This window comes from Pseudoalteromonas sp. J2K-J599 (genome assembly GCF_059295115.2).
In genome coordinates this window covers 279,480-306,093 of the sequence record NZ_CM200271.1, presented here as the reverse complement: position 1 = coordinate 306,093, position 26,614 = coordinate 279,480, and the positions used below count along the sequence as shown (strand labels likewise).

The following is a 26,614-nucleotide window of genomic DNA, read 5'->3' as shown; positions in this document are numbered from 1 at the left end:
GTATCGCTACGCACTAACTGAATTTGGAAAATATCTGATAATATTTTTTAAGTCTTTCTAAGTAATATCTACTTTAGTTATATTAACTTCTTCGCTTGTTTCACTATCACATAAAACGCGTTTGGCGTTGTATGGTTAAGCCTCACGGGTAATTAGTACAAGTTAGCTTAATGGCTCACACCACTTCCACATCTTGCCTATCAACGTTGTAGTCTTCAACGGCCCTTCAGAGACTTTAAAAGTCTAGTGAGAACTCATCTCGAGGCCTGCTTCGCGCTTAGATGCTTTCAGCGCTTATCAGTTCCGAACGTAGCTACCGGGCAATGCCATTGGCATGACAACCCGAACACCAGCGGTTCGTTCACTCCGGTCCTCTCGTACTAGGAGCAACCCCTCTCAATTCTCAAACGCCCACGGCAGATAGGGACCGAACTGTCTCACGACGTTCTAAACCCAGCTCGCGTACCACTTTAAATGGCGAACAGCCATACCCTTGGGACCGACTTCAGCCCCAGGATGTGATGAGCCGACATCGAGGTGCCAAACACCGCCGTCGATATGAACTCTTGGGCGGTATCAGCCTGTTATCCCCGGAGTACCTTTTATCCGTTGAGCGATGGCCCTTCCATTCAGAACCACCGGATCACTATGACCTACTTTCGTACCTGCTCGACGTGTCTGTCTCGCAGTTAAGCTGGCTTCTACCATTACACTAACCGTACGATGTCCGACCGTACTTAGCCAACCTTCGTGCTCCTCCGTTACTCTTTAGGAGGAGACCGCCCCAGTCAAACTACCCACCAGGCACTGTCCGTAACCCCGATTCAGGGGCCAACGTTAGAACATCAAAACTACAAGGGTGGTATTTCAAGGACGACTCCACAACAACTAGCGTCGCTGCTTCAAAGTCTCCCACCTATCCTACACATGTAGGTTCAATGTTCAGTGCCAAGCTGTAGTAAAGGTTCACGGGGTCTTTCCGTCTAGCCGCGGGTACACAGCATCTTCACTGCGATTTCAATTTCACTGAGTCTCGGGTGGAGACAGCGTGGCCATGGTTACACCATTCGTGCAGGTCGGAACTTACCCGACAAGGAATTTCGCTACCTTAGGACCGTTATAGTTACGGCCGCCGTTTACCGGGGCTTCGATCAAGAGCTTCTCCCTAAGGATAACCCCATCAATTAACCTTCCGGCACCGGGCAGGTGTCACACCGTATACGTCATCTTGCGATTTTGCACAGTGCTGTGTTTTTAATAAACAGTCCCAGCCACCTGGTCACTGCGGCTCCCGTCCGCTTAGAGAGCAAGTCTCATCACAGATAGGAGCGTACCTTCTCCCGAAGTTACGGTACGATTTTGCCTAGTTCCTTCACCCGAGTTCTCTCAAGCGCCTTAGTATTCTCTACCTGACCACCTGTGTCGGTTTGGGGTACGATTCCATATAATCTGAAGCTTAGAGGCTTTTCCTGGAAGTATGGCATCAACAACTTCATCACCGTAGTGACTCGTCTCGTGTCTCAGTCTTAACAGCAACCCGGATTTACCTAAGTCACCAACCTACTCACTTTCACATGGACTACCAACGCCATGCTTGTTTAGCCTGCTCCGTCCCCCCATCGCAATTATATCGAGTACAGAAATATTAATCTGTTTCCCATCGACTACGCCTTTCGGCCTCGCCTTAGGGGTCGACTTACCCTACCCTGATTAACATGGGATAGGAACCCTTGGTCTTCCGGCGTGGGAGTTTTTCACTCCCATTATCGTTACTCATGTCAGCATTCGCACTTCTGATACGTCCAGCATACCTCCCGGTACACCTTCAACCGCTTACAGAACGCTCCCCTACCACTCAGAATAAATTCTGAATCCGCAGCTTCGGTGCATAGTTTAGCCCCGTTACATCTTCCGCGCAGACCGACTCGACCAGTGAGCTATTACGCTTTCTTTAAAGGATGGCTGCTTCTAAGCCAACCTCCTGGCTGTCTGGGCCTTTCCACATCGTTTCCCACTTAACTATGACTTTGGGACCTTAGCTGGCGGTCTGGGTTGTTTCCCTCTTCACGACGGACGTTAGCACCCGCCGTGTGTCTCCCGGATATTACTTTACGGTATTCGGAGTTTGCAAAGGGTTGGTAAGTCGGGATGACCCCCTAGCCTTAACAGTGCTCTACCCCCGTAAGTATTCGTCCGAGGCTCTACCTAAATAGATTTCGGGGAGAACCAGCTATCTCCCGGTTTGATTAGCCTTTCACTCCTAGCCACAGGTCATCCCCTAACTTTTCAACGTTAGTGGGTTCGGTCCTCCAGTTGATGTTACTCAACCTTCAACCTGCCCATGGCTAGATCACCGGGTTTCGGGTCTATACCTTGCAACTAGTCGCCCAGTTAAGACTCGGTTTCCCTACGGCTACCCTATTCGGTTAACCTCGCTACAAAATATAAGTCGCTGACCCATTATACAAAAGGTACGCAGTCACCCAACAAGTGGGCTCCTACTGCTTGTACGTACACGGTTTCAGGTTCTATTTCACTCCCCTCACAGGGGTTCTTTTCGCCTTTCCCTCACGGTACTGGTTCACTATCGGTCAGTTGGGAGTATTTAGCCTTAGATGATGGTCCACCTATATTCAGTCAAAGTTTCACGTGCTCCGACCTACTCGATTTCACTTAAAATGTCTTTTCATGTACGGGACTATCACCCTGTATCGTGGCACTTTCCAGAGCCTTCCATTAACACATAATAAGCTTAAGGGCTGTTCCGATTTCGCTCGCCGCTACTTTCGGAATCTCGGTTGATTTCTTTTCCTACGGGTACTTAGATGTTTCAGTTCTCCGCGTTCGCCTCGTTAACCTATGTATTCAGTTAACGATACCTGCAAGCAGGTGGGTTTCCCCATTCGGAAATCCTAGTCTCAAGCGCTTTTTACTAGCTTGACTAGGCTTATCGCAAGTTAATACGTCCTTCATCGCCTCCAACTGCCAAGGCATCCACCGTGTACGCTTAGTCACTTAACCATACAACCCAAACGGGTCTTTGTTTTGTGACAGTTTAACTTCGCCAGAAGTTAATATTGAATACTAAAGTAGATACCAATCAATCAACGTAAAACGTTAATCAAATGGCACTGAATGGTACTGCTACCATTCTTTTTTACTTTTGAAAACTCTTGATAAATACAATGTATCTATCAGAATTTTATTATCAGCTTTTCCAAATTTTTAAAGAGCATATTAATTAGTTATCCCAAAGGGACAAGCACTAATTAACAATCATCTGTGTGGACACTACGAACAAATAAGTTCTAAATCGTATAAGGAGGTGATCCAGCCCCAGGTTCCCCTAGGGCTACCTTGTTACGACTTCACCCCAGTCATGAATCACTCCGTGGTAAACGTCCTCCCGAGGGTTAGACTATCTACTTCTGGAGCAACCCACTCCCATGGTGTGACGGGCGGTGTGTACAAGGCCCGGGAACGTATTCACCGCGTCATTCTGATACGCGATTACTAGCGATTCCGACTTCATGGAGTCGAGTTGCAGACTCCAATCCGGACTACGACGCACTTTAAGTGATTCGCTTACTCTCGCGAGTTCGCAGCACTCTGTATGCGCCATTGTAGCACGTGTGTAGCCCTACACGTAAGGGCCATGATGACTTGACGTCGTCCCCACCTTCCTCCGGTTTATCACCGGCAGTCTCCTTAGAGTTCTCAGCATTACCTGCTAGCAACTAAGGATAGGGGTTGCGCTCGTTGCGGGACTTAACCCAACATCTCACAACACGAGCTGACGACAGCCATGCAGCACCTGTATCAGAGTTCCCGAAGGCACCAAACCATCTCTGGTAAGTTCTCTGTATGTCAAGTGTAGGTAAGGTTCTTCGCGTTGCATCGAATTAAACCACATGCTCCACCGCTTGTGCGGGCCCCCGTCAATTCATTTGAGTTTTAACCTTGCGGCCGTACTCCCCAGGCGGTCTACTTAATGCGTTAGCTTTGAAAAACAGAACCGAGGCTCCGAGCTTCTAGTAGACATCGTTTACGGCGTGGACTACCGGGGTATCTAATCCCGTTTGCTCCCCACGCTTTCGTACATGAGCGTCAGTGTTGACCCAGGTGGCTGCCTTCGCCATCGGTATTCCTTCAGATCTCTACGCATTTCACCGCTACACCTGAAATTCTACCACCCTCTATCACACTCTAGTTTGCCAGTTCGAAATGCAGTTCCCAGGTTGAGCCCGGGGCTTTCACATCTCGCTTAACAAACCGCCTGCGTACGCTTTACGCCCAGTAATTCCGATTAACGCTCGCACCCTCCGTATTACCGCGGCTGCTGGCACGGAGTTAGCCGGTGCTTCTTCTGTCAGTAACGTCACAGCTAGCAGGTATTAACTACTAACCTTTCCTCCTGACTGAAAGTGCTTTACAACCCGAAGGCCTTCTTCACACACGCGGCATGGCTGCATCAGGCTTGCGCCCATTGTGCAATATTCCCCACTGCTGCCTCCCGTAGGAGTCTGGGCCGTGTCTCAGTCCCAGTGTGGCTGATCATCCTCTCAAACCAGCTAGGGATCGTCGCCTTGGTGAGCCATTACCTCACCAACTAGCTAATCCCACTTGGGCCAATCTAAAGGCGAGAGCCGAAGCCCCCTTTGGTCCGTAGACATTATGCGGTATTAGCAGTCGTTTCCAACTGTTGTCCCCCACCTCAAGGCATGTTCCCAAGCATTACTCACCCGTCCGCCGCTCGTCAGCAAAGTAGCAAGCTACTCTCTGTTACCGCTCGACTTGCATGTGTTAGGCCTGCCGCCAGCGTTCAATCTGAGCCATGATCAAACTCTTCAATTAAAAAGTTTTATGTCTTTCGACAGCTCAATGAATTCTGAATTTTTTAATATCTTTCGATATTGAATTGACTGTGCCGAAGCAACTTATAAATAAGTTACTTCTGTTGGTCACTCAGTTTTCAATTGAGACTCTAATTTGTTTGCCTCGTTACTTGCTCAATAAAGAACGAAGTAGCTTGGCTGTTAGAACTCAATCTGTACGAGTGCCCACACAGATGATTGCTTTATATTGTTAAAGAACGTTGCGATTATAAAGTTGAACTTTATCTCGCTAGGGCTGCGCATATTACGCTTTCCTATTTTTTTGTCAATACTTAAATTTAAACTTTCTAAAAAGATTCAATCTAAGTTTTACTTAACACCCTGAGTTGTTCGTGCCTCGCTATGCGTTGCTGTTTCCCGTCTCAGTGGGGTCGCATTATAGGGAGATCCGAAAACAGATCAACCCTTTTTTGAGGAAAACTTGAAATAATGTGCTGTTCGCTGAGAATTTGAGCTAAACACGTTAAAAATACAACATAACCATCAAATTATTAACAACTAACGGGGTTCAAACCTATTTTATATTAGAAGTAGAGTTAAACGATCTTCATATAGAGGCTTACACCCCAGATGATCAATACGATCGTTAATGAAAGTGTTACGGCTGCAGATCCCATATCTTTGGCCCTACCTGACAATACATGTAACTCTGTACTTACTCGATCTGTTAATGCTTCAATGGCGGAGTTTAGTAATTCAACTATTAATATAATAAGCAGTGAGCTAATTAGTATTGCCCAGTGTAATAGTGATGAAGCAAGCCAAAATGAAATAGGAAATAATATAAGGCTTAATAGTAGCTCTTGCCTAAATGCTGCTTCTTCTTTAAATGCTGCTTTAAAGCCAAGGTAAGAGCAATAGGTTGCTTTGAAAACACGCTTGAGGCCTAAGCCATTCGGTTTTAATACATCTTTCATTAATAAACTCTATGAATGAAGGTCAAAATAAAGCCCCGCACTGCGAGGCTTTTTATTTATGCTACGCCGTATTGATCACGGTAAGCTTTAACTGAGGCTAAATGCTCATCCATTGTGCCTTGGCTTTCAAGGTAACTGATAAGATCAGCTAATTTTACAATTGAAATCACTTTGGTATTAAAGTCACGCTCAACCTCTTGAATAGCTGATAATTCAGCTTTACCCTTTTCTTGGCGATCTAACGCAATTAAAACACCACTAAGGTCAGCACCATTTTGTGCAATGATTTCCATCGACTCACGAATCGCAGTACCTGCAGTAATTACATCGTCAACTAGCATAATTTTGCCATTGAGTTCTGAGCCTACTAATGTGCCGCCTTCACCGTGTGCTTTTTTCTCTTTACGATTAAAACAGTAAGGTACATCTTTATCATGATGATCCGCTAAGGCAACCGCTGTTGTTGTCGCTATTGGAATACCTTTGTACGCAGGACCAAATAATACATCGTACTCTATAGCAGAATCTTCGAGTGCCGATGCATAAAAGCGACCTAAACGCGCTAAGTCTCGACCAGTATTAAACAAACCAGCATTAAAAAAGTAAGGACTTGTGCGTCCAGACTTTAATGTAAACTCACCAAATTTTAACACCTGCTTCTCTAGAGCAAATTCTATAAACTCTTTTTGATAATCTTTCATATCTTGTGGCCTACCTATTTATGCTAATGCTTGCTTTTGTACGTCAATAATTTCGCGAATAGAATGTTTAGCTAAAGTAAGTAACTCATCTAGCTCATCAAACGAGAAAGGTTCGCCTTCAGCTGTACCTTGAATTTCAATAATTTTACCTGTTTCAGTTAAAATTACGTTCATATCAGTCTCTGCTGCTGAATCTTCAATGTATTCTAAATCGCTAATTGCTTGGCCTTTGTAAATACCAACTGAAATAGCTGCAATCATATGTTTAAGTGGGTTTGAATTAATCATACCTTTTGCACGCATATGCGTTAGTGCATCAACAAGTGCAACACATGCACCACTTATAGAAGCAGTACGTGTACCGCCATCAGCTTGAATAACGTCACAGTCAATGGTAATTGTGTTTTCGCCAAGTGCTTTTAAGTCAACAGCAGCACGAAGTGCACGTGCAATTAAGCGTTGAATTTCCATAGTACGACCGCCCTGCTTACCACGTGCAGCTTCTCGAGCATTACGCGTATGCGTTGCTCGCGGTAACATACCGTATTCAGCATTGATCCAACCTTTACCCTGACCTTTCATGAAACGAGGAACGCCCGATTCAACAGTAGCTGTACAAAGTACTTTGGTGTTACCAAACTCAACAAGTACTGAGCCTTCAGCATGCAAAGTATAATTACGTGTAAATGTAACAGGTCTAATTTGGTTAGGTGTTCTTTCGCTTGGACGCATTGACGATCCCCTTAATTCAGAATTTGCGACATTATAAGTGTATGTTGGTATAGATACCATGTTGATTTAAATAAATAGCTGTATGCAAAATATTCAGTGTATTAAATTTTCCCTAGAGCTTAAGCAGTGTTACGGTATAATCATCATAATATTGTATTTATAAATTTAGGAAAATATCCATGATCCACAGTATGACAGCTTATGCGCGTCGCGAAATAAAAGGCGATTGGGGTACTGGCACTTGGGAAGTTCGCTCAGTAAACCAGCGTTACCTTGAAACATTTATACGCGCACCAGAGCAATTTCGTGGCATGGAGCCAGTTATCCGTGAGCGTTTACGCAAACACTTACAACGCGGTAAAGTTGAGGTCTTTTTAAAGTTTGTGGCAAATCCTGCCCACGTTGGCGAGCTATCAATTAACCAAGCACTTGCTGAACAACTAATAAATAGCGCTAAATGGGTTCAACAACAAAGTAATGGTGATATTAACCCTGTTGATATATTACGTTGGCCTGGCGTTATGGAAGCAGAAGAGCTTGATATGGATAGCGTTAATACAGCATTAATAGCTGGTCTTGATCAAGTAATCGAAGATTTTAAATCTGCACGTGGCGATGAAGGTGCAAACCTTGAAGAAATGATAGCAATACGCCTTGATGCAATTCTAGAGCAAGTAGAAATTGTAGAAACGCATATGCCTGAGATTGCTAAATGGCAGCGTGAAAAACTTGCTCAAAAGCTAGAAGACTTAGCAGCAAACATTGACGAGTCACGCCTTGAACAAGAACTTATTTATCTTGCTCAAAAACAAGATGTAGCTGAAGAACTAGATCGCTTAAAGTCTCACGTTAAAGAAACTAAAAAAATCCTTAAAAAAGGAGGCGCATGTGGCCGCCGCTTAGATTTTATGATGCAAGAATTTAATCGTGAAGCTAACACGCTAGCGTCTAAGTCTATCAATAGTGACATCACTACTGCAGCCGTAGAGCTAAAAGTACTAATTGAACAAATGAGAGAACAAATTCAAAATATTGAATAGTTTTCAGCTAAGTATGACACATTTATAACTTATCAAAACCCGAGCTTAGCTTAGGTTTTTAGTAATACCACTAATGATACTTTGAGTATTGTTACCAAGTATCTTCACCTAAGGTTAAAGCGGCATCTTATACCAATCTGTAATAATACTTAATCATTTTGCGGGGCTAAACGTGTCGCTACCTGTGTTAAAAAATTCTCAATTAAAACAACTAAATAGCGAATTTTTTGCCTAGCTATCCACACGTTTTTCCATCCTCAAAATAGATCACTTAATTAAGCGTATTGGTATTAAATCGTACTTTATTTTAGACATTAAAAAGCCCGAGACTAAGCTCGGGCTTTTTGGTAATAATTAGCTAGGCTAATAATTACGCTTTGAACGTTTCTACAACGCACCTACGCCTAAAGTAAGAACACCACCTTCATATGACACTTTATTTTAGACATTAAAAAACCCGAGACTAAGCTCGGGCTTTTTGGTAATAATTAGCTAGGCTAATAATTACGCTACGATAGTTGCTACAACACCAGCACCTACAGTACGACCACCTTCACGGATAGCAAAACGAAGACCTTCATCCATCGCGATTGGTGCGATTAGAGTTACTGTCATCTTGATGTTATCACCAGGCATTACCATTTCTACGCCTTCTGGTAACTGTACGTCACCAGTTACGTCAGTTGTACGGAAGTAGAACTGTGGACGGTAACCTTTGAAGAATGGAGTATGACGACCACCTTCATCTTTAGAAAGTACGTATACTTCTGAAGTGAATGTAGTATGTGGGTTGATTGAACCAGGCTTAGCTAGTACTTGACCACGTTCAACGTCTTCACGCTTAGTACCACGTAGAAGTGCACCAATGTTCTCACCAGCACGACCTTCGTCAAGAAGCTTACGGAACATTTCAACACCAGTACAAGTAGAACGAGTTGTATCATTGATACCAACAATTTCTACTTCGTCATTGATGCGGATGATACCAGCTTCAACACGACCAGTTACAACAGTACCACGACCCTGGATTGAGAAAACGTCTTCGATAGGCATGATGAATGGCTTATCGATGTCACGCTCTGGCTCTGGGATGTAAGAGTCAAGTGCGTTTGCAAGCTCAACAATCTTATCTTCCCACTCTTTCTCGCCTTCTAACGCTTTAAGCGCAGAACCAGCGATTAGAGGTAAGTCATCACCTGGGAAATCGTATTCAGAAAGAAGTTCACGAACTTCCATTTCTACTAGTTCAAGTAGCTCTTCGTCATCAACCATGTCACATTTGTTCATGAATACGATGATGTAAGGAACGCCAACCTGACGAGAAAGAAGGATGTGCTCACGCGTTTGTGGCATAGGGCCATCTGTCGCAGCAACTACTAAGATCGCGCCGTCCATTTGAGCAGCACCAGTGATCATGTTTTTAACATAATCGGCGTGACCAGGACAATCTACGTGTGCGTAGTGACGTGTAGGTGTATCGTATTCAACGTGAGACGTTGAAATAGTGATACCACGTTCGCGCTCTTCTGGAGCGTTATCGATTGATGCGAAATCTTTAGCAACACCGCCGTATACTTTTGCAAGTACGTTAGTGATTGCTGCAGTTAGTGTAGTTTTACCGTGGTCAACGTGGCCGATTGTACCAACGTTTACGTGCGGTTTTACGCGTTCAAACTTTTCTTTTGCCATCTTAAAAAATTCCTAATAAAGAAATTAAAGCCTGACTCACTATTGAGCCAGACAAGCTAAAATTATATAACAGCGCGAGCTGAAATTATTGTATCTGCGACATTTTTAGAGGCTTCAGCGTACTTCACAAACTCCATAGAGTATGAGGCACGGCCCTGTGTTGCAGATCGTAAAGCAGTTGCATAACCAAACATTTCAGAAAGAGGAACTTGCGCATTAATTTGCTTAAGTCCACCTAGTGCATCTTCCATGCCTTCGATTATGCCGCGGCGACGGTTTAAGTCGCCAACTACATCACCCATATTTGAATCAGGAGTGAGTACTTCAACCTTCATTACTGGCTCTAAAAGTACAGGGTTAGCTTCAAGCGCCCCGTTTTTCATTGCCAGTGAACCTGCTATTTTAAATGCCATTTCATTCGAATCTACATCATGGAATGAACCATCATATAAAGTCGCTTTAACGCCAAGTAATGGGTAGCCTGCCAGTACACCTTGAGACATTTGCTCTTGGATACCTTTGTCTACCGCAGGAACGAATTCTTTAGGAACTGAACCACCTACGGTTTCGTTAACGAACTCGTAAATTGGTGACTCATCATCCGTAATATCCATCGGTTCAAGTTTAATCCAAACGTGTCCATATTGGCCACGACCACCTGACTGACGTATAAACTTCCCTTCAACCTTAACAGTTGAACGAATAGCTTCTCGGTATGAGACCTGCGGCTTACCAACGTTACATTCAACACTGAATTCACGTTTCATACGGTCGACGATGATATCTAGGTGAAGTTCACCCATGCCAGAGATTATAACCTGGCCTGATTCTTCGTCAGTTTGTACGCGAAAAGAAGGATCTTCAGCAGCTAGTTTACCTAGTGCGATACCCATCTTATCTTGGTCAGCTATAGTGCGGGGCTCAACCGCAATAGAGATTACTGGTTCTGGGAATTCCATACGCTCAAGCGTAATAATAGAATTCGGATCACACAGTGTTTCACCTGTTGTTACGTCTTTAAGACCAATAGCTGCCGCGATGTCGCCTGCGAAAACTTCTTTGATCTCTTCACGAGAGTTTGAATGCATCTGTACGATACGGCCAAGTCGCTCACGCTTACTTTTTACTGGATTATATACCGTGTCACCCTGTTTAACAGTACCAGAGTAAACACGGAAAAAGGTCAAGGTTCCAACGAACGGGTCTGTTGCAATCTTAAATGCGAGTGCAGCAAACGGCGCTTTATCATTAGCTGGACGTTCTTCCTCAGTACCATTTTCTAAGATACCTTGGATTTGTTTCACTTGCTCTGGTGACGGCATATATTCAACAACGCCATCAAGCACAGCTTGAACGCCTTTGTTTTTAAATGCGCTACCACAAGTAACTGGAACAATCTCATTTGCTAATGTTCGTTGGCGTAAAGCATTTTTAATTTCTGCTTCACTTAACTCTTCACCTTCTAAGTATTTATCCATTAGTTCTTCTGTTGCTTCAGCAGCGCTTTCAACTAAATGAGCGCGCCATTCTTCAGCTAATTCCAGAAGTTCTGCCGGTATTGCCTCATAAGAGAAAGTCATACCCTGGTCCGCTTCGTTCCAGTTAATCACTTTCATTTTTATAAGGTCAATAACACCTTTAAAGTCGTCCTCAGCGCCTACAGGCAACTGAATTGGAACAGGCGTTGCTCCAAGACGAGATTTCACCTGGCAGACCACTGCTAAGAAGTCTGCGCCCGTGCGATCCATTTTATTTACGAAGATCATTCTCGGAACTTCGTATTTGTTCGCTTGACGCCAAACTGTCTCAGTTTGTGGCTGTACACCAGATGAAGCACAAAGAACAACTACCGCACCATCAAGTACGCGTAAAGAACGCTCTACTTCGATAGTGAAATCTACGTGTCCTGGAGTATCAATAATATTGATACGATGGGCGTCAAATTGAGCGTCCATCCCTTTCCAAAAACACGTTGTTGCAGCAGAAGTGATTGTGATACCACGCTCTTGTTCCTGCTCCATCCAATCCATAGTTGCAGCGCCATCATGTACTTCACCGATCTTATGAGAAAGACCTGTGTAGAACAGAACACGTTCTGTTGTGGTGGTTTTGCCTGCATCTACGTGAGCAACAATACCTATATTACGATAGCGCTCAAGTGGAGTTGTACGTGCCATATGATCCTCTTAAAGGTTAAAGACAGATTACCAACGGTAATGAGCGAATGCTTTATTCGCTTCAGCCATACGGTGAACGTCTTCACGTTTCTTAACCGCAGTGCCTTTATTATCAGAAGCGTCAACGATTTCTTGAGCTAAACGTAAGCCCATAGATTTTTCGCCACGCTTACGTGCAGCGTCTACTAACCAACGCATACCTAATGCGTTACGACGAACTGGACGTACTTCAACTGGTACTTGATAAGTTGAACCACCAACACGGCGAGATTTAACCTCTACCTGTGGACGGATGTTATCAAGTGCAGTTTCAAAGATTTCTAGGTGCGACTTGCCTGATTTCTCAGCAGCCACGTCTAGCGCACCATAAACTATTTTTTCAGCAGTAGATTTCTTGCCGTCTAACATCACGATGTTAACGAATTTAGCAAGAAGTTCCGATCCGAACTTAGGATCTGGAAGAATTTTACGTTGACCGATTACGCGTCTTCTAGGCATTTTGTATCTCCGGTTTATTCAGGTTTGCTCTTTCGAGTCAATCACCCAAAACAATAATTATAAATATTTAGTGCTTGGCCTTACTAACGGAATACAATTACCCTTTAGGGCGTTTTGCACCGTATTTAGAACGAGCTTGACGACGATCGCTAACGCCTGCACAGTCAAGTGCACCACGAACAGTGTGAAAACGCACACCTGGTAAATCTTTAACACGACCACCACGGATTAGGATTACACTATGCTCTTGAAGGTTATGACCTTCACCGCCAATGTATGAAGTTACTTCGAAACCGTTAGTTAAACGTACACGTGCTACTTTACGTAACGCCGAGTTTGGTTTCTTAGGTGTAGTTGTATATACGCGAGTACATACACCGCGCTTTTGCGGACACGCTTTTAGTGCAGCTGAGTTACTTTTCGTAACCTTGCTACGGCGTGGCTTACGCACTAGCTGGTTAATAGTTGCCATTTAAATAGCTCCTGAAATTAAAATTACTACTGAAAAAAATAAAAAAATCCGCCCTTTATTTACGAGCCTGCATTAAGCACACAAGTAAATGGGTGGCGGAATTTTAATGAGCAAAGTTTAACCTGTCAACCTAAACTAATCGTAAGACAGCATATAACTGCCTTACGATCACTTAATCTATTGATTAAGAACAGTTTATTGATTTCCAGACAAATCAGCATTTAGAGCGTCTGTAAGTGCTTGAGTCGCCTCTTCTGCACTTACTGTTTGCTCTTCTACTACAACTTTGCTTTGTTTACGGCGAGCCATACGGTCTTGATGATACGCAAAACCGGTACCGGCTGGGATCAAACGACCCACAATTACGTTTTCTTTAAGACCGCGAAGCTCATCGCTCTTACCATTCACTGCCGCATCTGTAAGAACACGTGTTGTCTCTTGGAAAGACGCTGCAGAGATGAAAGATTCTGTTGCTAGTGATGCTTTTGTGATACCCATTAACTGGATTTCAAACTTAGCTGGTATCTTACCTTGTTTTTCAAGGTCACGGTTTGCGATATTAACGCGCGCCACTTCGATTTGTTCACCGGCTAAGAAGTCAGTATCACCGCCGTGTATGATGGTACATTTACGAATCATCTGACGGATAATTGTTTCAATGTGCTTGTCATTGATCTTAACGCCTTGCAAACGGTAAACCTCTTGCACTTCGTTAACGATGTAGTTAGCAACATGAGTCACACCACGTAGGCGTAAGATGTCATGCGGCGATTCAGGACCATCGGCGATAACTTCACCTTTAGACACTTGCTCACCTTCAAACACGTTAAGTTGACGCCACTTAGGAATCATTTCTTCGTAATGATCGCCTTCTGCTGGAGTAATAACTAAACGTTTCTTACCTTTAGTCTCTTTACCGAAGCTAATAGTACCTGTGATCTCAGCTAAGATAGCTGGCTCTTTAGGTTTACGCGCTTCAAATAAGTCGGCTACGCGTGGTAGACCACCCGTGATATCACGAGTTTTCGAACCTTCTTGTGGTATACGTGCTAACACGTCACCTGGGTTTGCTGTAACGCCGTCAATAACTTCAATCGTAGTGAATGAAGGAAGACGTGTTTCTTGCAGACCGCGCTCTTCACTTTCAATGATAAGCTTAGGTTCTTTAGTATTTACTTTAGCAAGATCTTTAACAACTACACGGGTTAAACCTGTTAGTTCATCAGTCTGTGCTTCAGTATTTGAGTCATCTATGTCGCTAAACGATACTTTTGACTTATGCTCAAGAACGATTGGGTGACTATGCGGGTCCCAAGTAGCAACGATGTCGTTACCTTGAACTTCAGCATTGTCTTGCACTGTTAATACCGCACCGTAAGGTACTTTATAACGCTCTTTTTCACGACCATAGCTATCAATGATAGTGATCTCAGTAGAACGTGAGGTAATAACAATCTTACCATCTGTATTTAATACATATTTTGCGTTGTGCAGTTTTAATGTACCGTTAGTTTTAACTTGTACATTATTTTCTGCTGACGCTCTTGATGCTGCACCACCGATGTGGAATGTACGCATCGTAAGCTGTGTACCCGGCTCACCGATTGACTGCGCCGCGATAACACCGACTGATTCACCCGCGTTGATGATATGACCACGTGCAAGGTCACGACCATAACACTTAGCACATACACCAAAGTCGTTATCACATGTGATAACAGAACGTACGCGAACTTCATCCACTGAGTGCTCTTCTAAAAGGTCACACAGTTTTTCATCAAGCATGATATTACGTTCAACAAGTACAGTATTAGTACCTGGAATTACAATATCTTCAGCAACAACACGACCAAGAACACGTTCGCGAAGTGCTTCTACAACATCACCACCTTCAATAAGCGGTTTCATTGTTAAGCCATCTTCTGTGCCACAGTCATCTTCATTGATTACCAAATCTTGTGCTACGTCTACTAGACGACGCGTTAGGTAACCCGAGTTAGCTGTTTTAAGTGCTGTATCGGCAAGACCTTTACGCGCACCATGCGTTGAGATGAAGTACTGAAGTACGTTTAGACCTTCACGGAAGTTAGCTGTGATTGGCGTCTCGATGATTGAACCATCTGGACGTGCCATTAGACCACGCATACCCGCCAACTGACGAATCTGTGCAGCACTACCACGAGCACCTGAGTCGGCCATCATAAACACTGAGTTAAATGACGGTTGCTCTACTTCTTCACCTTTAGCATTAATAACTGTATCTTTTGACAAGTTAGACATCATTTCACGTGATAAGTTTTCGTTTACACGTGACCAGATATCGATAACTTTATTGTACTTTTCACCAGCCGTTACAAGACCTGATTGGAATTGTTGGTTGATTTCAGTAACTTCAGCTTCAGCTGATTCAATTATTTGTGCTTTAACCGGTGGGATAACTAAGTCATCAATACCGATAGAAACACCTGACTTCATTGCATAATGGAAACCGGTGTACATAACTTGGTCAGCAAACACAACAGTGTCTTTAAGACCTAGACGACGGTAACACTCATTCAATAAGCTAGAAATCTGCTTTTTACCTAGTGGCTGGTTGATTGACGCAAACGGCATACCAGTTGGTAAAATTAGAGATAGAATTGCACGACCTACAGTTGTATCGATTACAGTAATAGTATCTTCTACTACACCATCTTCGTTTTTAACTGATTGGCTAATACGTACTTTCACGATTGCGTGAAGGTCAGCATTGCCGCTGCGGTATGCTTTTTCTGCTTCTTTTGGATCTTTAAATATCGCGCCTTCGCCTTTAGCGTTAATGCGGTCACGAGTCATGTAATAAAGACCCAATACAACATCCTGTGAAGGAACGATGATTGGCTCACCATTCGCAGGAGATAGAATGTTGTTTGTTGACATCATTAATGCACGAGCTTCAAGCTGCGCTTCGATTGTTAACGGTACGTGTACCGCCATTTGGTCACCATCGAAATCGGCGTTGTAAGCCGCACATACTAATGGATGCAAATGAATCGCTTTACCTTCGATAAGCACAGGCTCAAACGCTTGGATACCCAAACGGTGAAGTGTTGGTGCACGGTTAAGTAATACTGGATGTTCACGAATTACTTCGTCAAGTACATCCCATACTTCCGGAACTTCACGTTCAACCATCTTCTTAGCAGCCTTGATTGTCGTAGCCATGCCGCGACGTTCTAATTTGCCATAGATGAATGGTTTGAATAGCTCTAGTGCCATCTTCTTAGGAAGACCACATTGGTGAAGCTTAAGTGTAGGACCAACTGTGATTACAGAACGGCCTGAATAATCTACACGCTTACCAAGTAAGTTCTGACGGAAACGACCTTGCTTACCCTTGATCATATCAGCAAGAGATTTAAGAGGACGTTTGTTAGAACCTGTAATTGCACGACCACGACGACCGTTATCAAGTAGCGCATCTACCGCTTCTTGTAACATACGTTTTTCGTTACGTACAATAATGTCTGGTGCTGCTAAATCTAGTAGACGCTTAAGACGGTTATTACGGTTAATAACACGACGGTAAAGGTCATTTAGATCAGATGTCGCAAAACGACCACCGTCTAATGGCACTAATGGGCGTAGATCAGGTGGCAATACTGGAAGTACTGTCATGATCATCCACTCAGGGTTATTACCTGATTGGTGGAACGATTCCATTAACTTAAGACGTTTAGTGATTTTTTTACGCTTAGTTTCAGAGTTAATTGTTGGTAACTCTTCACGCATCTCAGCAATTAATTGAGCAAGATCAAGTTCACGAAGCAAGTCTAAAACTGCTTCAGCACCCATCTTAGCTTCAAACTCATCACCGTGCTCTTCTAGTGAATCTAAGTATTCTTCTTCACCTAATAGCTGACCACGCTCAAGCGTTGTCATACCAGGTTCAGTTACTACGAATGATTCGAAGTAAAGAACACGTTCAATATCACGAAGCGTCATATCTAGCATTAAGCCAATACGTGACGGTAATGATTTTAAAAACCATATATGTGCAACTGGGCTCGCAAGGTCGATATGACCCATACGATCGCGTCGCACTTTAGTGAGTGTTACTTCAACGCCACACTTTTCACAGATCACACCACGGTGTTTAAGGCGTTTATATTTACCACATAAACACTCATAATCTTTCACTGGGCCGAAAATACGGGCACAGAATAAGCCATCGCGCTCAGGCTTGAAAGTACGGTAGTTAATAGTCTCAGGTTTCTTTACTTCACCGTATGACCATGAACGAACCATGTCTGGTGAAGCAAGACCAATGCGAATTGCATCGAATTCTTCGGTCTTATTTTGTTGCTTCAGAAACTTAAGTAAGTCTTTCACCTTAGCTCTCCTGTCGGAGTTAATCTTGAGGACGGATAATCTCGTCCCTACATTCTATTCAGCCGTAACAGATGCTGCAGCGTTAACTGCAGCATCTAATTGGCTTAATTTTCTTCCAACTCGATGTTGATACCCAGTGAGCGGATTTCTTTCAACAATACGTTGAACGATTCTGGCATACCTGGTTCCATTTTATGGTTACCATCAACGATGTTTTTATACATCTTAGTACGACCGTTCACGTCATCCGATTTCACTGTTAGCATTTCTTGTAGAGTGTAAGCAGCACCGTAAGCTTCAAGTGCCCATACTTCCATCTCACCAAAACGCTGGCCACCGAACTGTGCTTTACCACCCAGCGGCTGCTGAGTAACAAGGCTATAAGAACCAGTAGAACGTGCGTGCATCTTATCGTCAACCAAGTGGTTAAGTTTAAGCATGTACATGTAACCAACAGTTACTTGACGTTCAAACTGATCGCCAGTACGGCCATCATAAAGTGTAACCTGACCACTTCGAGGATATCCACCAAGCTCAAGCATGTCTTTGATTTCGTTTTCTTTCGCGCCATCAAATGCAGGAGTAGCTATTGGTAAACCACCTTTTAAGTTTTCAGCTAGACGACGAATTTCGTCATCAGTGAAGCTAGCAATGTCTACAACTTGGCGAGATTCACCAATTTCGTAAGCTTGCTTGATGAATTCACGTAGCTCATGAAGCTCACGTTGTTCTTTCATCATCTCTTCAATACGTTCACCGATACCACGTGCAGCAAGACCCATATGTGTTTCAAGGATCTGACCGATGTTCATACGCGATGGTACACCTAGTGGATTCAATACGATATCTACCGTACGACCTTTGTCATCGTAAGGCATATCTTCTACTGGTACGATAGTCGAGATAACACCTTTGTTACCGTGACGACCCGCCATTTTATCACCCGGTTGGATACGACGTTTAACAGCTAGGTATACTTTAACAATCTTAAGTACGCCTGGTGCTAAATCATCACCCTGAGTAATTTTACGACGTTTGTTTTCAAACTTTTTATCGTATTCAGCTTTAAGCTCATCGTACTGTGCAGCTAGTTGCTCAAGCTCAGCTTGCTTGTCTTCTTCAGCAAGGCTTTGCGTAAGTACTTTTTCAGCATTAAGAGATGAAAGTTTATCTTCATCAAAACCAGCAGCTACAAGTAGCTTGCGTGCACGGTCTAAAACGCCTGCTTCTAAAATACGGAACTCTTCGTTGAAGTCTTTCTTCGCTTCGCGAAGCTGCATGTCTTCAACTTCTAACGCACGCTTATCTTTTTCAACACCATCACGGGTGAAAACTTGCACGTCAATTACAGTACCAGTTACAGAGTTTGGTACACGTAAAGAGCTGTCTTTAACGTCAGACGCTTTTTCGCCGAAGATAGCACGTAGTAGCTTCTCTTCAGGTGTAAGCTGTGTCTCGCCTTTAGGAGTCACTTTACCTACTAGGATATCGCCGCCTTTAACTTCAGCACCAATATATACAACGCCTGATTCATCAAGCTTGCCTAGCGCAGACTCACCCACATTCGGGATATCTGCAGTGATCTCTTCAGGACCTAATTTAGTATCACGGGCAACACACTGTAGTTCTTGAATATGGATAGTCGTTAGACGATCTTCTTCAACTACGCGCTCTGATAACAAGATTGAATCTTCGAAGTTGTAACCGTTCCATGGCATGAATGCCACGCGAAGGTTTTGACCAAGGGCTAAGTCACCTAAGTCAGTCGAAGGACCATCTGCTAACACGTCACCACGAGTAACCGGTTCGCCAACCATACAAGTTGGTTTTTGGTTAATACATGTATTTTGGTTAGAACGTGTGTATTTGGTTAAGTTGTAGATGTCGATGCCCGCTTCACCAGGGATGCGTTCTTCTTCATGTACATTTACAACGATGCGACTTGCGTCAGCATACATTACTTCACCACCACGTTTAGCAACGATAGTTACACCAGAGTCTTTCGCTAGTGTTAACTCAATACCAGTACCTACTAACGGTTTATCCGCTTTCAATGTTGGTACTGCTTGACGTTGCATGTTTGAACCCATCAATGCACGGTTAGCATCATCGTGTTCTAGGAACGGGATAAGTGCTGCCGCTACAGAGATCACCTGTTGTGGTGATACATCCATATACTGCTGGTCCATGCGACCCATAAAGGTAGATTCACCTTTGTGACGACATGGAATAAGTTCATCAACAAACTCATTGGTTTCAGTTAAGTTTGAGTTCGCCTGTGCGATAACAAACTGACCTTCTTCAATGGCTGATAAGTAATCAACTTCATCAGTTACAACACCATCTACCACTTTGCGGTAAGGTGTTTCTAAGAAACCGTAGTCATTTGTACGTGCGTACGTAGACAACGAGTTAATTAGACCAATGTTTGGACCCTCAGGAGTCTCGATTGGACATACGCGACCATAGTGAGTTACGTGAACGTCACGTACTTCAAAGCCTGCGCGTTCACGAGTTAGACCGCCCGGACCTAATGCAGAGATACGACGTTTATGCGTAACTTCTGATAGCGGGTTATTTTGGTCCATAAACTGTGATAACTGAGACGAGCCGAAGAACTCTTTAACCGCTGCCGAAATAGGCTTAGCGTTAATAAGATCTTGTGGCATTATCGCGTCAAGGTCACCTAAGCTTAAACGCTCACGTACAGCACGTTCAACACGTACTAGACCAACACGGAATTGGTTCTCAGCCATTTCGCCAACACTACGTATACGACGGTTGCCTAAGTGATCGATATCATCAACATCGCCTTGACCGTTACGAATAGCAATTAATACTTTCATAACAGACACGATGTCTTCTTTGCTTAATGTGCCTGGGCCTGTGTCTGTATCGTAACCAACACGGCTATTGAACTTCATACGACCTACAGTAGATAAGTCATAACGTTCTTCAGAGAAGAACAAGTTCTGGAATAAGGCTTCAGCCGCGTCTTTCGTCGGTGGCTCGCCTGGGCGCATCATGCGGTAAATTTCTACTAGTGCTTCTAAACGGCTGCTTGAAGAGTCAATGTTCAATGTATTTGACATGTAAGCACCGCTGTCCACTTCATTGATATATAACGTATCAATTTTAGTGTGACCGGCTTTAACCAATTCAGCCATTAGCTCTAGAGTTAGCTCGTCATTTGCATTTGCAATAACTTCACCAGTTGACTCATCAACATAGTTTTTAGCTACAATACGGCCAATGATGTACTCATGTGGTACTTCTAATTGCTTAATGCCTTTCTTCTCGATGCTCTTGATGTGGCGAGCCGTAACACGACGACCGCTTTCAACAAATACTTCACCGTCTTCGCTCTTGATATCAAAAGCGGCAGTTTCACCACGTAAACGCGAAGGTACAAGTTCCATAAGAACTTTACCATTCGTTACTTCAAACGTAGTGTTATCGAAGAACATATCTAGGATTTCTTCGCTAGAATACTCTAGTGCACGTAGGATGATAGACGCCGGTAATTTACGACGGCGGTCAATACGTACATATAAGTTATCTTTTGCATCAAATTCGAAGTCTAACCATGAACCACGGTAAGGTATAACGCGTGCGTTATATAATACTTTACCCGATGAATGGGTTTTACCGCGGTCGTTATCAAAGAATACACCAGGGCTACGGTGTAGCTGAGAAACGATAACACGCTCTGTACCATTGATTACAAAAGTACCGGTATCTGTCATGAGCGGAATTTCGCCCATGTAAACTTCTTGCTCTTTAATGTCTTTAACTGTGCCTGGTGCTTCTTTGTCCATAACAACAAGACGCAGTTTCACGCGAAGTGGAGCAGAATAAGTCACACCGCGAATTTGACATTCTTTTACATCGAAAACTGGCTCACCAATACGGTAACTTACGTATTGAAGCTCAGAATTTCCCGAGTAGCTTTTAATAGGGAACACAGAACGGAAGGCAGCTTCCAAACCATGATCGCCATCAGCGTCCGGCACTAAGAATTTTTTAAACGATTCTAACTGTGTAGACAGTAAAAAAGGTATATCCAAAACTTGTGGACGTTTACCAAAATCCTTACGGATACGTTTCTTTTCAGAATAAGAGTAAGCCATGGGGTTCCTCAGCTTGCTGATCTTTGACCCGACCTGTTCTTGTAAGAACAGACTTAACTGGCAGCTATGCCAAGATTTTACAACATTTAACTGTTGTTCTAATTAGATCCCACTTTAACACTAGCAAACTATAAAGCGTTGAAAGTAAAGAAAAAATCAGATTTTATTTGAACTAAAAGAGTGCATCACTCTATAGCGCAAAAAGGCCGGTGATTAAATAATCACCAGCCCTTGCCTGATTTCTCAGGCAGCGAACTTAGCAAAAGCTAAATTACTTAACCTCAACTTCAGCACCAGCTTCAGTAAGATCTTTTGCAAGTGCTTCAGCTTCTTCTTTAGATACACCTTCTTTAACAGGTGTAGGAGCAGCTTCAACAAGAGCTTTCGCTTCTTTAAGGCCAAGGCCAGTTGCGCTACGAACAGCTTTGATTGCAGAAACCTTGTTAGCGCCAGCGCCAGTAAGGATTACGTCAAATTCTGTTTTCTCTTCAGCAGCTTCAGCAGCTGGACCAGCTACCATTGCAGCTGCAGCAGTTACGCCGAATTTTTCTTCCATTGCTTCGATAAGAGCAACAACGTCCATTACTGACATTTCAGCAATTGCGTCAAGGATTTGGTCTTTAGATACAGACATTACAAATTTCCTAATAATTAACGGACATTAAGTCCAAATAAATTTTACACCGAAAGTGAGATTAAACAGCTTAAAATTAAGCAGCTTGCTCTTCTTTCTGTACACGTACTGCTTCAATTGTTTTACACAATTTGCCAGCAGACGCTTCTTTCATAGCACTCATTAAGCGTGCAACAGCTTCATCGTATGTAGGTAATGTAGCAAGCATTGCTGCATCAACAACATTTCCTTCAAAAGCGGCCGTTTTAAGCTCGAATTTCTCATTCTTTTTCGCGAAATCTGAAAAGATACGCGCAGCAGCACCTGGGTGCTCTGATGAGAAAGCGATTAAGCTTGGACCAACAAATGAATCAGAAAGACACTCAAAATCTGTTCCTTCAAGAGCACGTTTTGCTAAAGTGTTACGGACAACTTTCATCCAAACACCATTTGCACGAGCTTCTTTACGAAGGGCAGTGATTGCGCCAACTGTTACACCACGAGAATCTGCAACAACTGCAGATAGAGCACCATTGGCTGCTTCGTTGACTTCAGCAACTATTGCTTTTTTGCCTTGAAGATTTAAAGCCATGGGTGTTACTCCTGGTTTAATGGGGGTACCGATTATCGGATTCCCCTGTTCTACTCTTCCCTACCAAACAAGGTAGAGATGCTTTTTACGGCGAGAGCCAGAAGGATTAGGAAAAATCTATCTGGGGTCTACACCGTCTACGTAGGTGAATATTAAGGCCGAAGCCACCTACGGTCTTGGACGGAAGCCCAATTTATCGTTAACCCCAAAGGCTTAACGAAATTATGGACTTCAACCCGAATTCTTTACTTTGCAAATTAATAAATTAATCAACAAAATGGCGCGAAATTATAGTACAAATTTCACGCCATGTAAACACTCAATTAAGCAACAATAGTGCTTAAAGTGTTTTGGTCAACAGAAACACCTGCGCCCATTGTTGTAGAGATAGTTACTTTCTTCAAGTAAACACCTTTAGCTTGAGAAGGTTTAGCCTTCTTAAGCGCAACAATTAGAGCTTCAAGGTTTTGTTGTAACTGCTCTGCAGTGAAATCAACCTTACCAATAGTAGTATGGATGATGCCATTTTTGTCATTACGGTAACGTACTTGACCTGCTTTAGCATTTTTAACTGCTTCTGCAACGTTAGGCGTTACAGTACCAGTTTTAGGGTTTGGCATTAGACCACGTGGGCCTAAGATTTGACCTAGTTGACCAACAACACGCATAGCGTCTGGTGATGCAACAACAACGTCAAAGTTCATCTCGCCTTTTTTAACTAGTTCAGCAAGATCTTCCATACCTACTAATTCAGCACCGGCTTCTTTTGCAGCTTCTGCATTAGCGCCTTGTGTGAATACAGCAACACGAACGTCACGACCAGTACCGTTAGGTAGTACAGTAGCACCACGAACGTTTTGATCAGATTTACGAGCATCGATACCAAGGTTAACGGCAACGTCAACACTTTCTACGAATTTAGCTGTCGCTAACTCTTTTAAAAGAGCAACTGCTTCATTGATTTCGTAATCTTTAGTTACTTCCACTTTTTCGCGGATAGTACGCATACGTTTAGTTAATTTAGCCATTTCTTAGTCCTCTACGTTCAAGCCCATCGCACGCGCAGAACCTGCGATAGTGCGAACCGCTGCGTCCATATCGGCAGCTGTAAGGTCAGTTCGTTTTGTCTCAACAATTTCTTCAAGTTGAGCACGAGTTACTGTGCCTACTTTATCAGTGTTAGGACGGCCTGAGCCTGACTTGATACCAGCAGCTTTCTTAAGTAAGTAAGCAGCAGGTGGCGTTTTCATGTCGAACGTAAATGAACGGTCACCGTAAACAGAGATCACTACAGGAACTGGAGCGCCTTTTTCGATAGACTCTGTACGTGCGTTAAACGCTTTACAGAATTCCATGATGTTTACACCGTGTTGACCTAGTGCAGGACCTACTGGAGGACTAGGATTAGCCATACCAGCGGCAACTTGTAGCTTGATTAGAGCTTCAACTTTTTTAGCCATTATAAATACCTCATTTGGTGGGTCTCAGCCTTGTGCGCGCGAGGACGCGTACTCTAACGGCTTCCCAGTTTAAAAATTGGTTTCGTACTTTTTGTACAGTAAAAAATAAATTTTACCTTAATACAAAAAGGCCGCTGATTATAAGTTAATCAGCGGCCTTTTTCAAGCTTCATGCCAAAATTTAAATAAAAATTAGCGAAGCTTTTTTAATCAATTACTTATCTTGCTCAACTTGACCGAATTCAAGCTCAACTGGCGTAGAACGACCAAAAATAAGTACAGATACTTTTACGCGGCTCTTTTCGTAGTCAACTTCTTCAACTACACCACTGAAATCTGCAAATGGACCATCTGTAACGCGTACAACTTCACCTGGTTCAAATAATGTAGCAGGTTTAGGTGCTTCAGCATTTTCTTGTAGGCGATTAAGAATGCGCTCAGCTTCTTTAGGGCTGATAGGAGCAGGACGATCAGACGTACCACCAATAAAGCCCATAACGCGTTCTGTGCTGTTCACTAAGTGCCAGCTTGCGTCATTCATATCCATTTGTACTAATACATAACCTGGGAAGAATTTACGCTCAGATTTACGCTTTTGGCCAGCGCGCATCTCAACAACTTCTTCAGTTGGTACTAATATCTCACCAAAGCTCGATTCTAGACCTTCGATTTTAATATGTTCAATTAACGTTTGAGCTACACGCTTTTCGTAACCAGAAAAGGCCTGTACTACATACCAACGTAACTTAATTTCTTTGTTCTCGTTCTCATCCGACATGGGATCAGATCTCCAATCCAGTTAAAAAGCCTACAGCGCGGAATAAAATGCCATCTAATCCCCAAAGGATAAGTGCCATAATCACTGTTGCAACCATTACAATTAATGTCGTGTGGGTAGTTTCTTGGCGCGTTGGCCAAATAACTTTGCGTACTTCAATTCGAGCTTCTTTAGCGAAAGCAAGAAAGTTACGTCCCTTAAATGTTTGCGAGGCAATTGCTAATCCGGCCGCTATTGCAACAACAACGCCAATAGCACGTAGTAATACAGATTGATCTGCATACATGTGATTACCAACAACTGCGCCTGCAAGTAGCGCGATTGCTACTAACCACTTTACTGACTCCATCGCACTTGATGGTGTTTCTACATTCGTGCTCATAATATTATTACCTTAACTACAGACACAACAACCCTACACTACGGCAGGGTTAATCCATTAAAATCTAAACTTAAAAACAGACTTAACTTAAACCGGTTTTTAATCTCAGACTACTCAAACAACAAGTAAAACTGGCAGGGGCGGAGAGATTCGAACTCCCAACCATCGGTTTTGGAGACCGCTGTTCTACCAATTGGAACTACGCCCCTGCAAAGTGGATGCCTATTATACTTACGCAGTTCATTAACACAAGCCTAAAAGATACCCACATTGGAAAATCTAATTAATTAATTACATTATTGTTTAAACTGCTAATAATTTAATCGGTTAGATAAACCTACAATCCAAAGATATTGATTATTTCCCTATGGTTTTATAAACGTCACTTAACAAGCTTGAAGCGCCAAACCTAAATGTATGTGCTTGCAAATAATCATCACCCATTATTGCGCGTGTAAGTGCTAAATAATCACTGGCATCAGCTATTGTTTTAACACCGCCGGCCGCTTTAAAGCCCACACGTTTATTGGAATTTTTAATGGCTGTTAGCATAATTTTTGTTGATTCAAGGGTCGCATTAATGGCCACTTTACCCGTACTGGTTTTTACAAAATCAGCACCGCCTTCAATTGCAAGCTCCGTGGCTTGAGTAATAAGCGCGTCGGTTTTTAGCTCGCCGCTTTCTATTATTACTTTTAGCTGGGCGCGCGACCCACACGCTTTTTTACTTTCGCTTACATAACTAAGTACAGTTTGAGCATCGCCTGCTATGAGTTTTTTATAAGGAATAACCAAATCAATTTCGTCTGCGCCGCGCTCTATAGCAATGAGTGTTTCGTTAATTACATCACTCAGTGGAGCATCACCCGTTGGAAAGTTAGTGACTGTTGCGACTTTTACGTGGTTAAGCTCACGCGCTGCGAGTGCTATTTTTGCATCATCAACAAAATTGCTATAAACACATACTGCGGCAGGCGTACCTAAGGTAGGATTTATGCTATCAACAAGTGCTTGAATGCTTTTGGTGGTATCGCTGGTGTTTAAGCTTGTTAAATCCATCAGTGCGACTGCTAATGCGGCATCTTTTTGGTGTTGTGTCATTAGAGCTCCGTTGCTTATGTAATACCAATTTTATTAAAAACATGATCATTTTAGCGTATTAAATAA

At 43.2% G+C, this 26,614-nt stretch carries 17 protein-coding genes, 1 tRNA gene and 2 rRNA genes; 1 reads left to right on the top strand and 19 read right to left on the bottom strand.

The features are described 5' to 3' along the window. Positions 1-131: 131 nt before the first annotated feature. The 5 genes from AC5NT5_RS01370 to rph form a co-directional block, all read right to left on the bottom strand. Positions 132-3,021, bottom strand: a 23S ribosomal RNA gene (locus tag AC5NT5_RS01370). Positions 3,022-3,318: 297 nt separating this feature from the next. Continuing rightward, positions 3,319-4,854: ribosomal RNA gene (locus AC5NT5_RS01365) — 16S ribosomal RNA — on the bottom strand. The 16S and 23S rRNA genes sit together here, the layout of an rRNA operon. Before the next feature lie 577 nt (positions 4,855-5,431). Continuing rightward, on the bottom strand, positions 5,432-5,812 hold the full coding sequence (locus AC5NT5_RS01360) for a diacylglycerol kinase (RefSeq protein ID WP_002958892.1): 381 nt from the start codon (positions 5,810-5,812) through the stop codon (positions 5,432-5,434). A 56-nt stretch (positions 5,813-5,868) separates the two neighbouring features. Then, positions 5,869-6,513 carry an orotate phosphoribosyltransferase gene (pyrE, locus tag AC5NT5_RS01355; protein WP_002958891.1) on the bottom strand — a complete coding sequence of 215 codons (645 nt, stop codon included), beginning with the start codon at positions 6,511-6,513 and terminating at the stop codon, positions 5,869-5,871. Positions 6,514-6,531: 18 nt separating this feature from the next. Continuing rightward, entirely contained in the window at positions 6,532-7,245 is a 714-nt protein-coding gene (gene rph / locus AC5NT5_RS01350; RefSeq protein WP_002958890.1) for a ribonuclease PH, read from the bottom strand. 179 nt (positions 7,246-7,424) lie between these two features. Between rph and AC5NT5_RS01345 the strand changes: the two genes are divergently transcribed. Beyond that, positions 7,425-8,285: a YicC/YloC family endoribonuclease gene (locus AC5NT5_RS01345; RefSeq protein WP_138488390.1), complete on the top strand. Its 861-nt coding sequence runs from the start codon at positions 7,425-7,427 to the stop codon at positions 8,283-8,285. Between the two features lie 504 nt (positions 8,286-8,789). Here AC5NT5_RS01345 and tuf read toward each other — a convergent pair. From tuf to deoC, 14 genes are all read right to left on the bottom strand, one after another. Further along, entirely contained in the window at positions 8,790-9,974 is a 1,185-nt protein-coding gene (gene tuf, locus AC5NT5_RS01340) for an elongation factor Tu (RefSeq protein ID WP_024596766.1), read from the bottom strand. 62 nt (positions 9,975-10,036) lie between these two features. Further along, a complete protein-coding gene (gene fusA, locus AC5NT5_RS01335) occupies positions 10,037-12,151 on the bottom strand; it encodes an elongation factor G (protein ID WP_494514106.1) in 2,115 nt (704 codons plus the stop codon). 27 nt (positions 12,152-12,178) lie between these two features. Then, positions 12,179-12,649 (bottom strand): 30S ribosomal protein S7, encoded by a 471-nt coding sequence (rpsG, locus tag AC5NT5_RS01330; RefSeq protein WP_010555004.1) that lies wholly within the window; start codon positions 12,647-12,649, stop codon positions 12,179-12,181. A gap of 97 nt (positions 12,650-12,746) precedes the next feature. Continuing rightward, positions 12,747-13,121, bottom strand: coding sequence for a 30S ribosomal protein S12 (rpsL, locus tag AC5NT5_RS01325; protein WP_002958885.1), 375 nt, complete (start codon positions 13,119-13,121; stop codon positions 12,747-12,749). A gap of 195 nt (positions 13,122-13,316) precedes the next feature. Continuing rightward, positions 13,317-17,492 carry a DNA-directed RNA polymerase subunit beta' gene (rpoC, locus tag AC5NT5_RS01320; RefSeq protein WP_182671904.1) on the bottom strand — a complete coding sequence of 1,392 codons (4,176 nt, stop codon included), beginning with the start codon at positions 17,490-17,492 and terminating at the stop codon, positions 13,317-13,319. Positions 17,493-17,596: 104 nt separating this feature from the next. Further along, positions 17,597-21,622 (bottom strand): DNA-directed RNA polymerase subunit beta, encoded by a 4,026-nt coding sequence (gene rpoB, locus AC5NT5_RS01315; protein WP_494514107.1) that lies wholly within the window; start codon positions 21,620-21,622, stop codon positions 17,597-17,599. Positions 21,623-21,893: 271 nt separating this feature from the next. Beyond that, positions 21,894-22,256: a 50S ribosomal protein L7/L12 gene (gene rplL / locus AC5NT5_RS01310; protein ID WP_002958882.1), complete on the bottom strand. Its 363-nt coding sequence runs from the start codon at positions 22,254-22,256 to the stop codon at positions 21,894-21,896. A gap of 76 nt (positions 22,257-22,332) precedes the next feature. Next, a complete protein-coding gene (gene rplJ / locus AC5NT5_RS01305) occupies positions 22,333-22,827 on the bottom strand; it encodes a 50S ribosomal protein L10 (RefSeq protein ID WP_002958881.1) in 495 nt (164 codons plus the stop codon). Positions 22,828-23,150: 323 nt separating this feature from the next. Next, on the bottom strand, positions 23,151-23,855 hold the full coding sequence (rplA, locus tag AC5NT5_RS01300) for a 50S ribosomal protein L1 (RefSeq protein WP_002958880.1): 705 nt from the start codon (positions 23,853-23,855) through the stop codon (positions 23,151-23,153). Positions 23,856-23,858: 3 nt separating this feature from the next. Next, complete coding sequence (rplK, locus tag AC5NT5_RS01295) at positions 23,859-24,287, bottom strand: 50S ribosomal protein L11 (RefSeq protein ID WP_002958879.1); 429 nt, start codon at positions 24,285-24,287, stop codon at positions 23,859-23,861. Between the two features lie 214 nt (positions 24,288-24,501). Continuing rightward, a complete protein-coding gene (nusG, locus tag AC5NT5_RS01290) occupies positions 24,502-25,065 on the bottom strand; it encodes a transcription termination/antitermination protein NusG (RefSeq protein WP_002958878.1) in 564 nt (187 codons plus the stop codon). Between the two features lie 4 nt (positions 25,066-25,069). Beyond that, a complete protein-coding gene (gene secE / locus AC5NT5_RS01285) occupies positions 25,070-25,447 on the bottom strand; it encodes a preprotein translocase subunit SecE (RefSeq protein WP_002958877.1) in 378 nt (125 codons plus the stop codon). A gap of 132 nt (positions 25,448-25,579) precedes the next feature. Further along, a tRNA-Trp gene (locus AC5NT5_RS01280) sits at positions 25,580-25,656 on the bottom strand. A 148-nt stretch (positions 25,657-25,804) separates the two neighbouring features. Continuing rightward, entirely contained in the window at positions 25,805-26,548 is a 744-nt protein-coding gene (gene deoC / locus AC5NT5_RS01275; protein ID WP_494514108.1) for a deoxyribose-phosphate aldolase, read from the bottom strand. Positions 26,549-26,614 lie beyond the last annotated feature (66 nt).

What these genes read in the sequence shown, in the direction of transcription:
- rplL (WP_002958882.1), bottom strand. Translation starts at nt 22,256, where the DNA reads ATGTCTGTATCTAAAGACCAAATCCTTGACGCAATTGCTGAAATGTCA.
- nusG (WP_002958878.1), bottom strand. Translation starts at nt 25,065, where the DNA reads ATGTCGGATGAGAACGAGAACAAAGAAATTAAGTTACGTTGGTATGTA.
- rplK (WP_002958879.1), bottom strand. Translation starts at nt 24,287, where the DNA reads ATGGCTAAAAAAGTTGAAGCTCTAATCAAGCTACAAGTTGCCGCTGGT.
- rplJ (WP_002958881.1), bottom strand. Translation starts at nt 22,827, where the DNA reads ATGGCTTTAAATCTTCAAGGCAAAAAAGCAATAGTTGCTGAAGTCAAC.
- tuf (WP_024596766.1), bottom strand. Translation starts at nt 9,974, where the DNA reads ATGGCAAAAGAAAAGTTTGAACGCGTAAAACCGCACGTAAACGTTGGT.
- deoC (WP_494514108.1), bottom strand. Translation starts at nt 26,548, where the DNA reads ATGACACAACACCAAAAAGATGCCGCATTAGCAGTCGCACTGATGGAT.
- rplA (WP_002958880.1), bottom strand. Translation starts at nt 23,855, where the DNA reads ATGGCTAAATTAACTAAACGTATGCGTACTATCCGCGAAAAAGTGGAA.
- pyrE (WP_002958891.1), bottom strand. Translation starts at nt 6,513, where the DNA reads ATGAAAGATTATCAAAAAGAGTTTATAGAATTTGCTCTAGAGAAGCAG.
- rpoB (WP_494514107.1), bottom strand. Translation starts at nt 21,622, where the DNA reads ATGGCTTACTCTTATTCTGAAAAGAAACGTATCCGTAAGGATTTTGGT.
- rpsL (WP_002958885.1), bottom strand. Translation starts at nt 13,121, where the DNA reads ATGGCAACTATTAACCAGCTAGTGCGTAAGCCACGCCGTAGCAAGGTT.
- fusA (WP_494514106.1), bottom strand. Translation starts at nt 12,151, where the DNA reads ATGGCACGTACAACTCCACTTGAGCGCTATCGTAATATAGGTATTGTT.
- AC5NT5_RS01345 (WP_138488390.1), top strand. Translation starts at nt 7,425, where the DNA reads ATGATCCACAGTATGACAGCTTATGCGCGTCGCGAAATAAAAGGCGAT.
- secE (WP_002958877.1), bottom strand. Translation starts at nt 25,447, where the DNA reads ATGAGCACGAATGTAGAAACACCATCAAGTGCGATGGAGTCAGTAAAG.
- AC5NT5_RS01360 (WP_002958892.1), bottom strand. Translation starts at nt 5,812, where the DNA reads ATGAAAGATGTATTAAAACCGAATGGCTTAGGCCTCAAGCGTGTTTTC.
- rpsG (WP_010555004.1), bottom strand. Translation starts at nt 12,649, where the DNA reads ATGCCTAGAAGACGCGTAATCGGTCAACGTAAAATTCTTCCAGATCCT.
- rph (WP_002958890.1), bottom strand. Translation starts at nt 7,245, where the DNA reads ATGCGTCCAAGCGAAAGAACACCTAACCAAATTAGACCTGTTACATTT.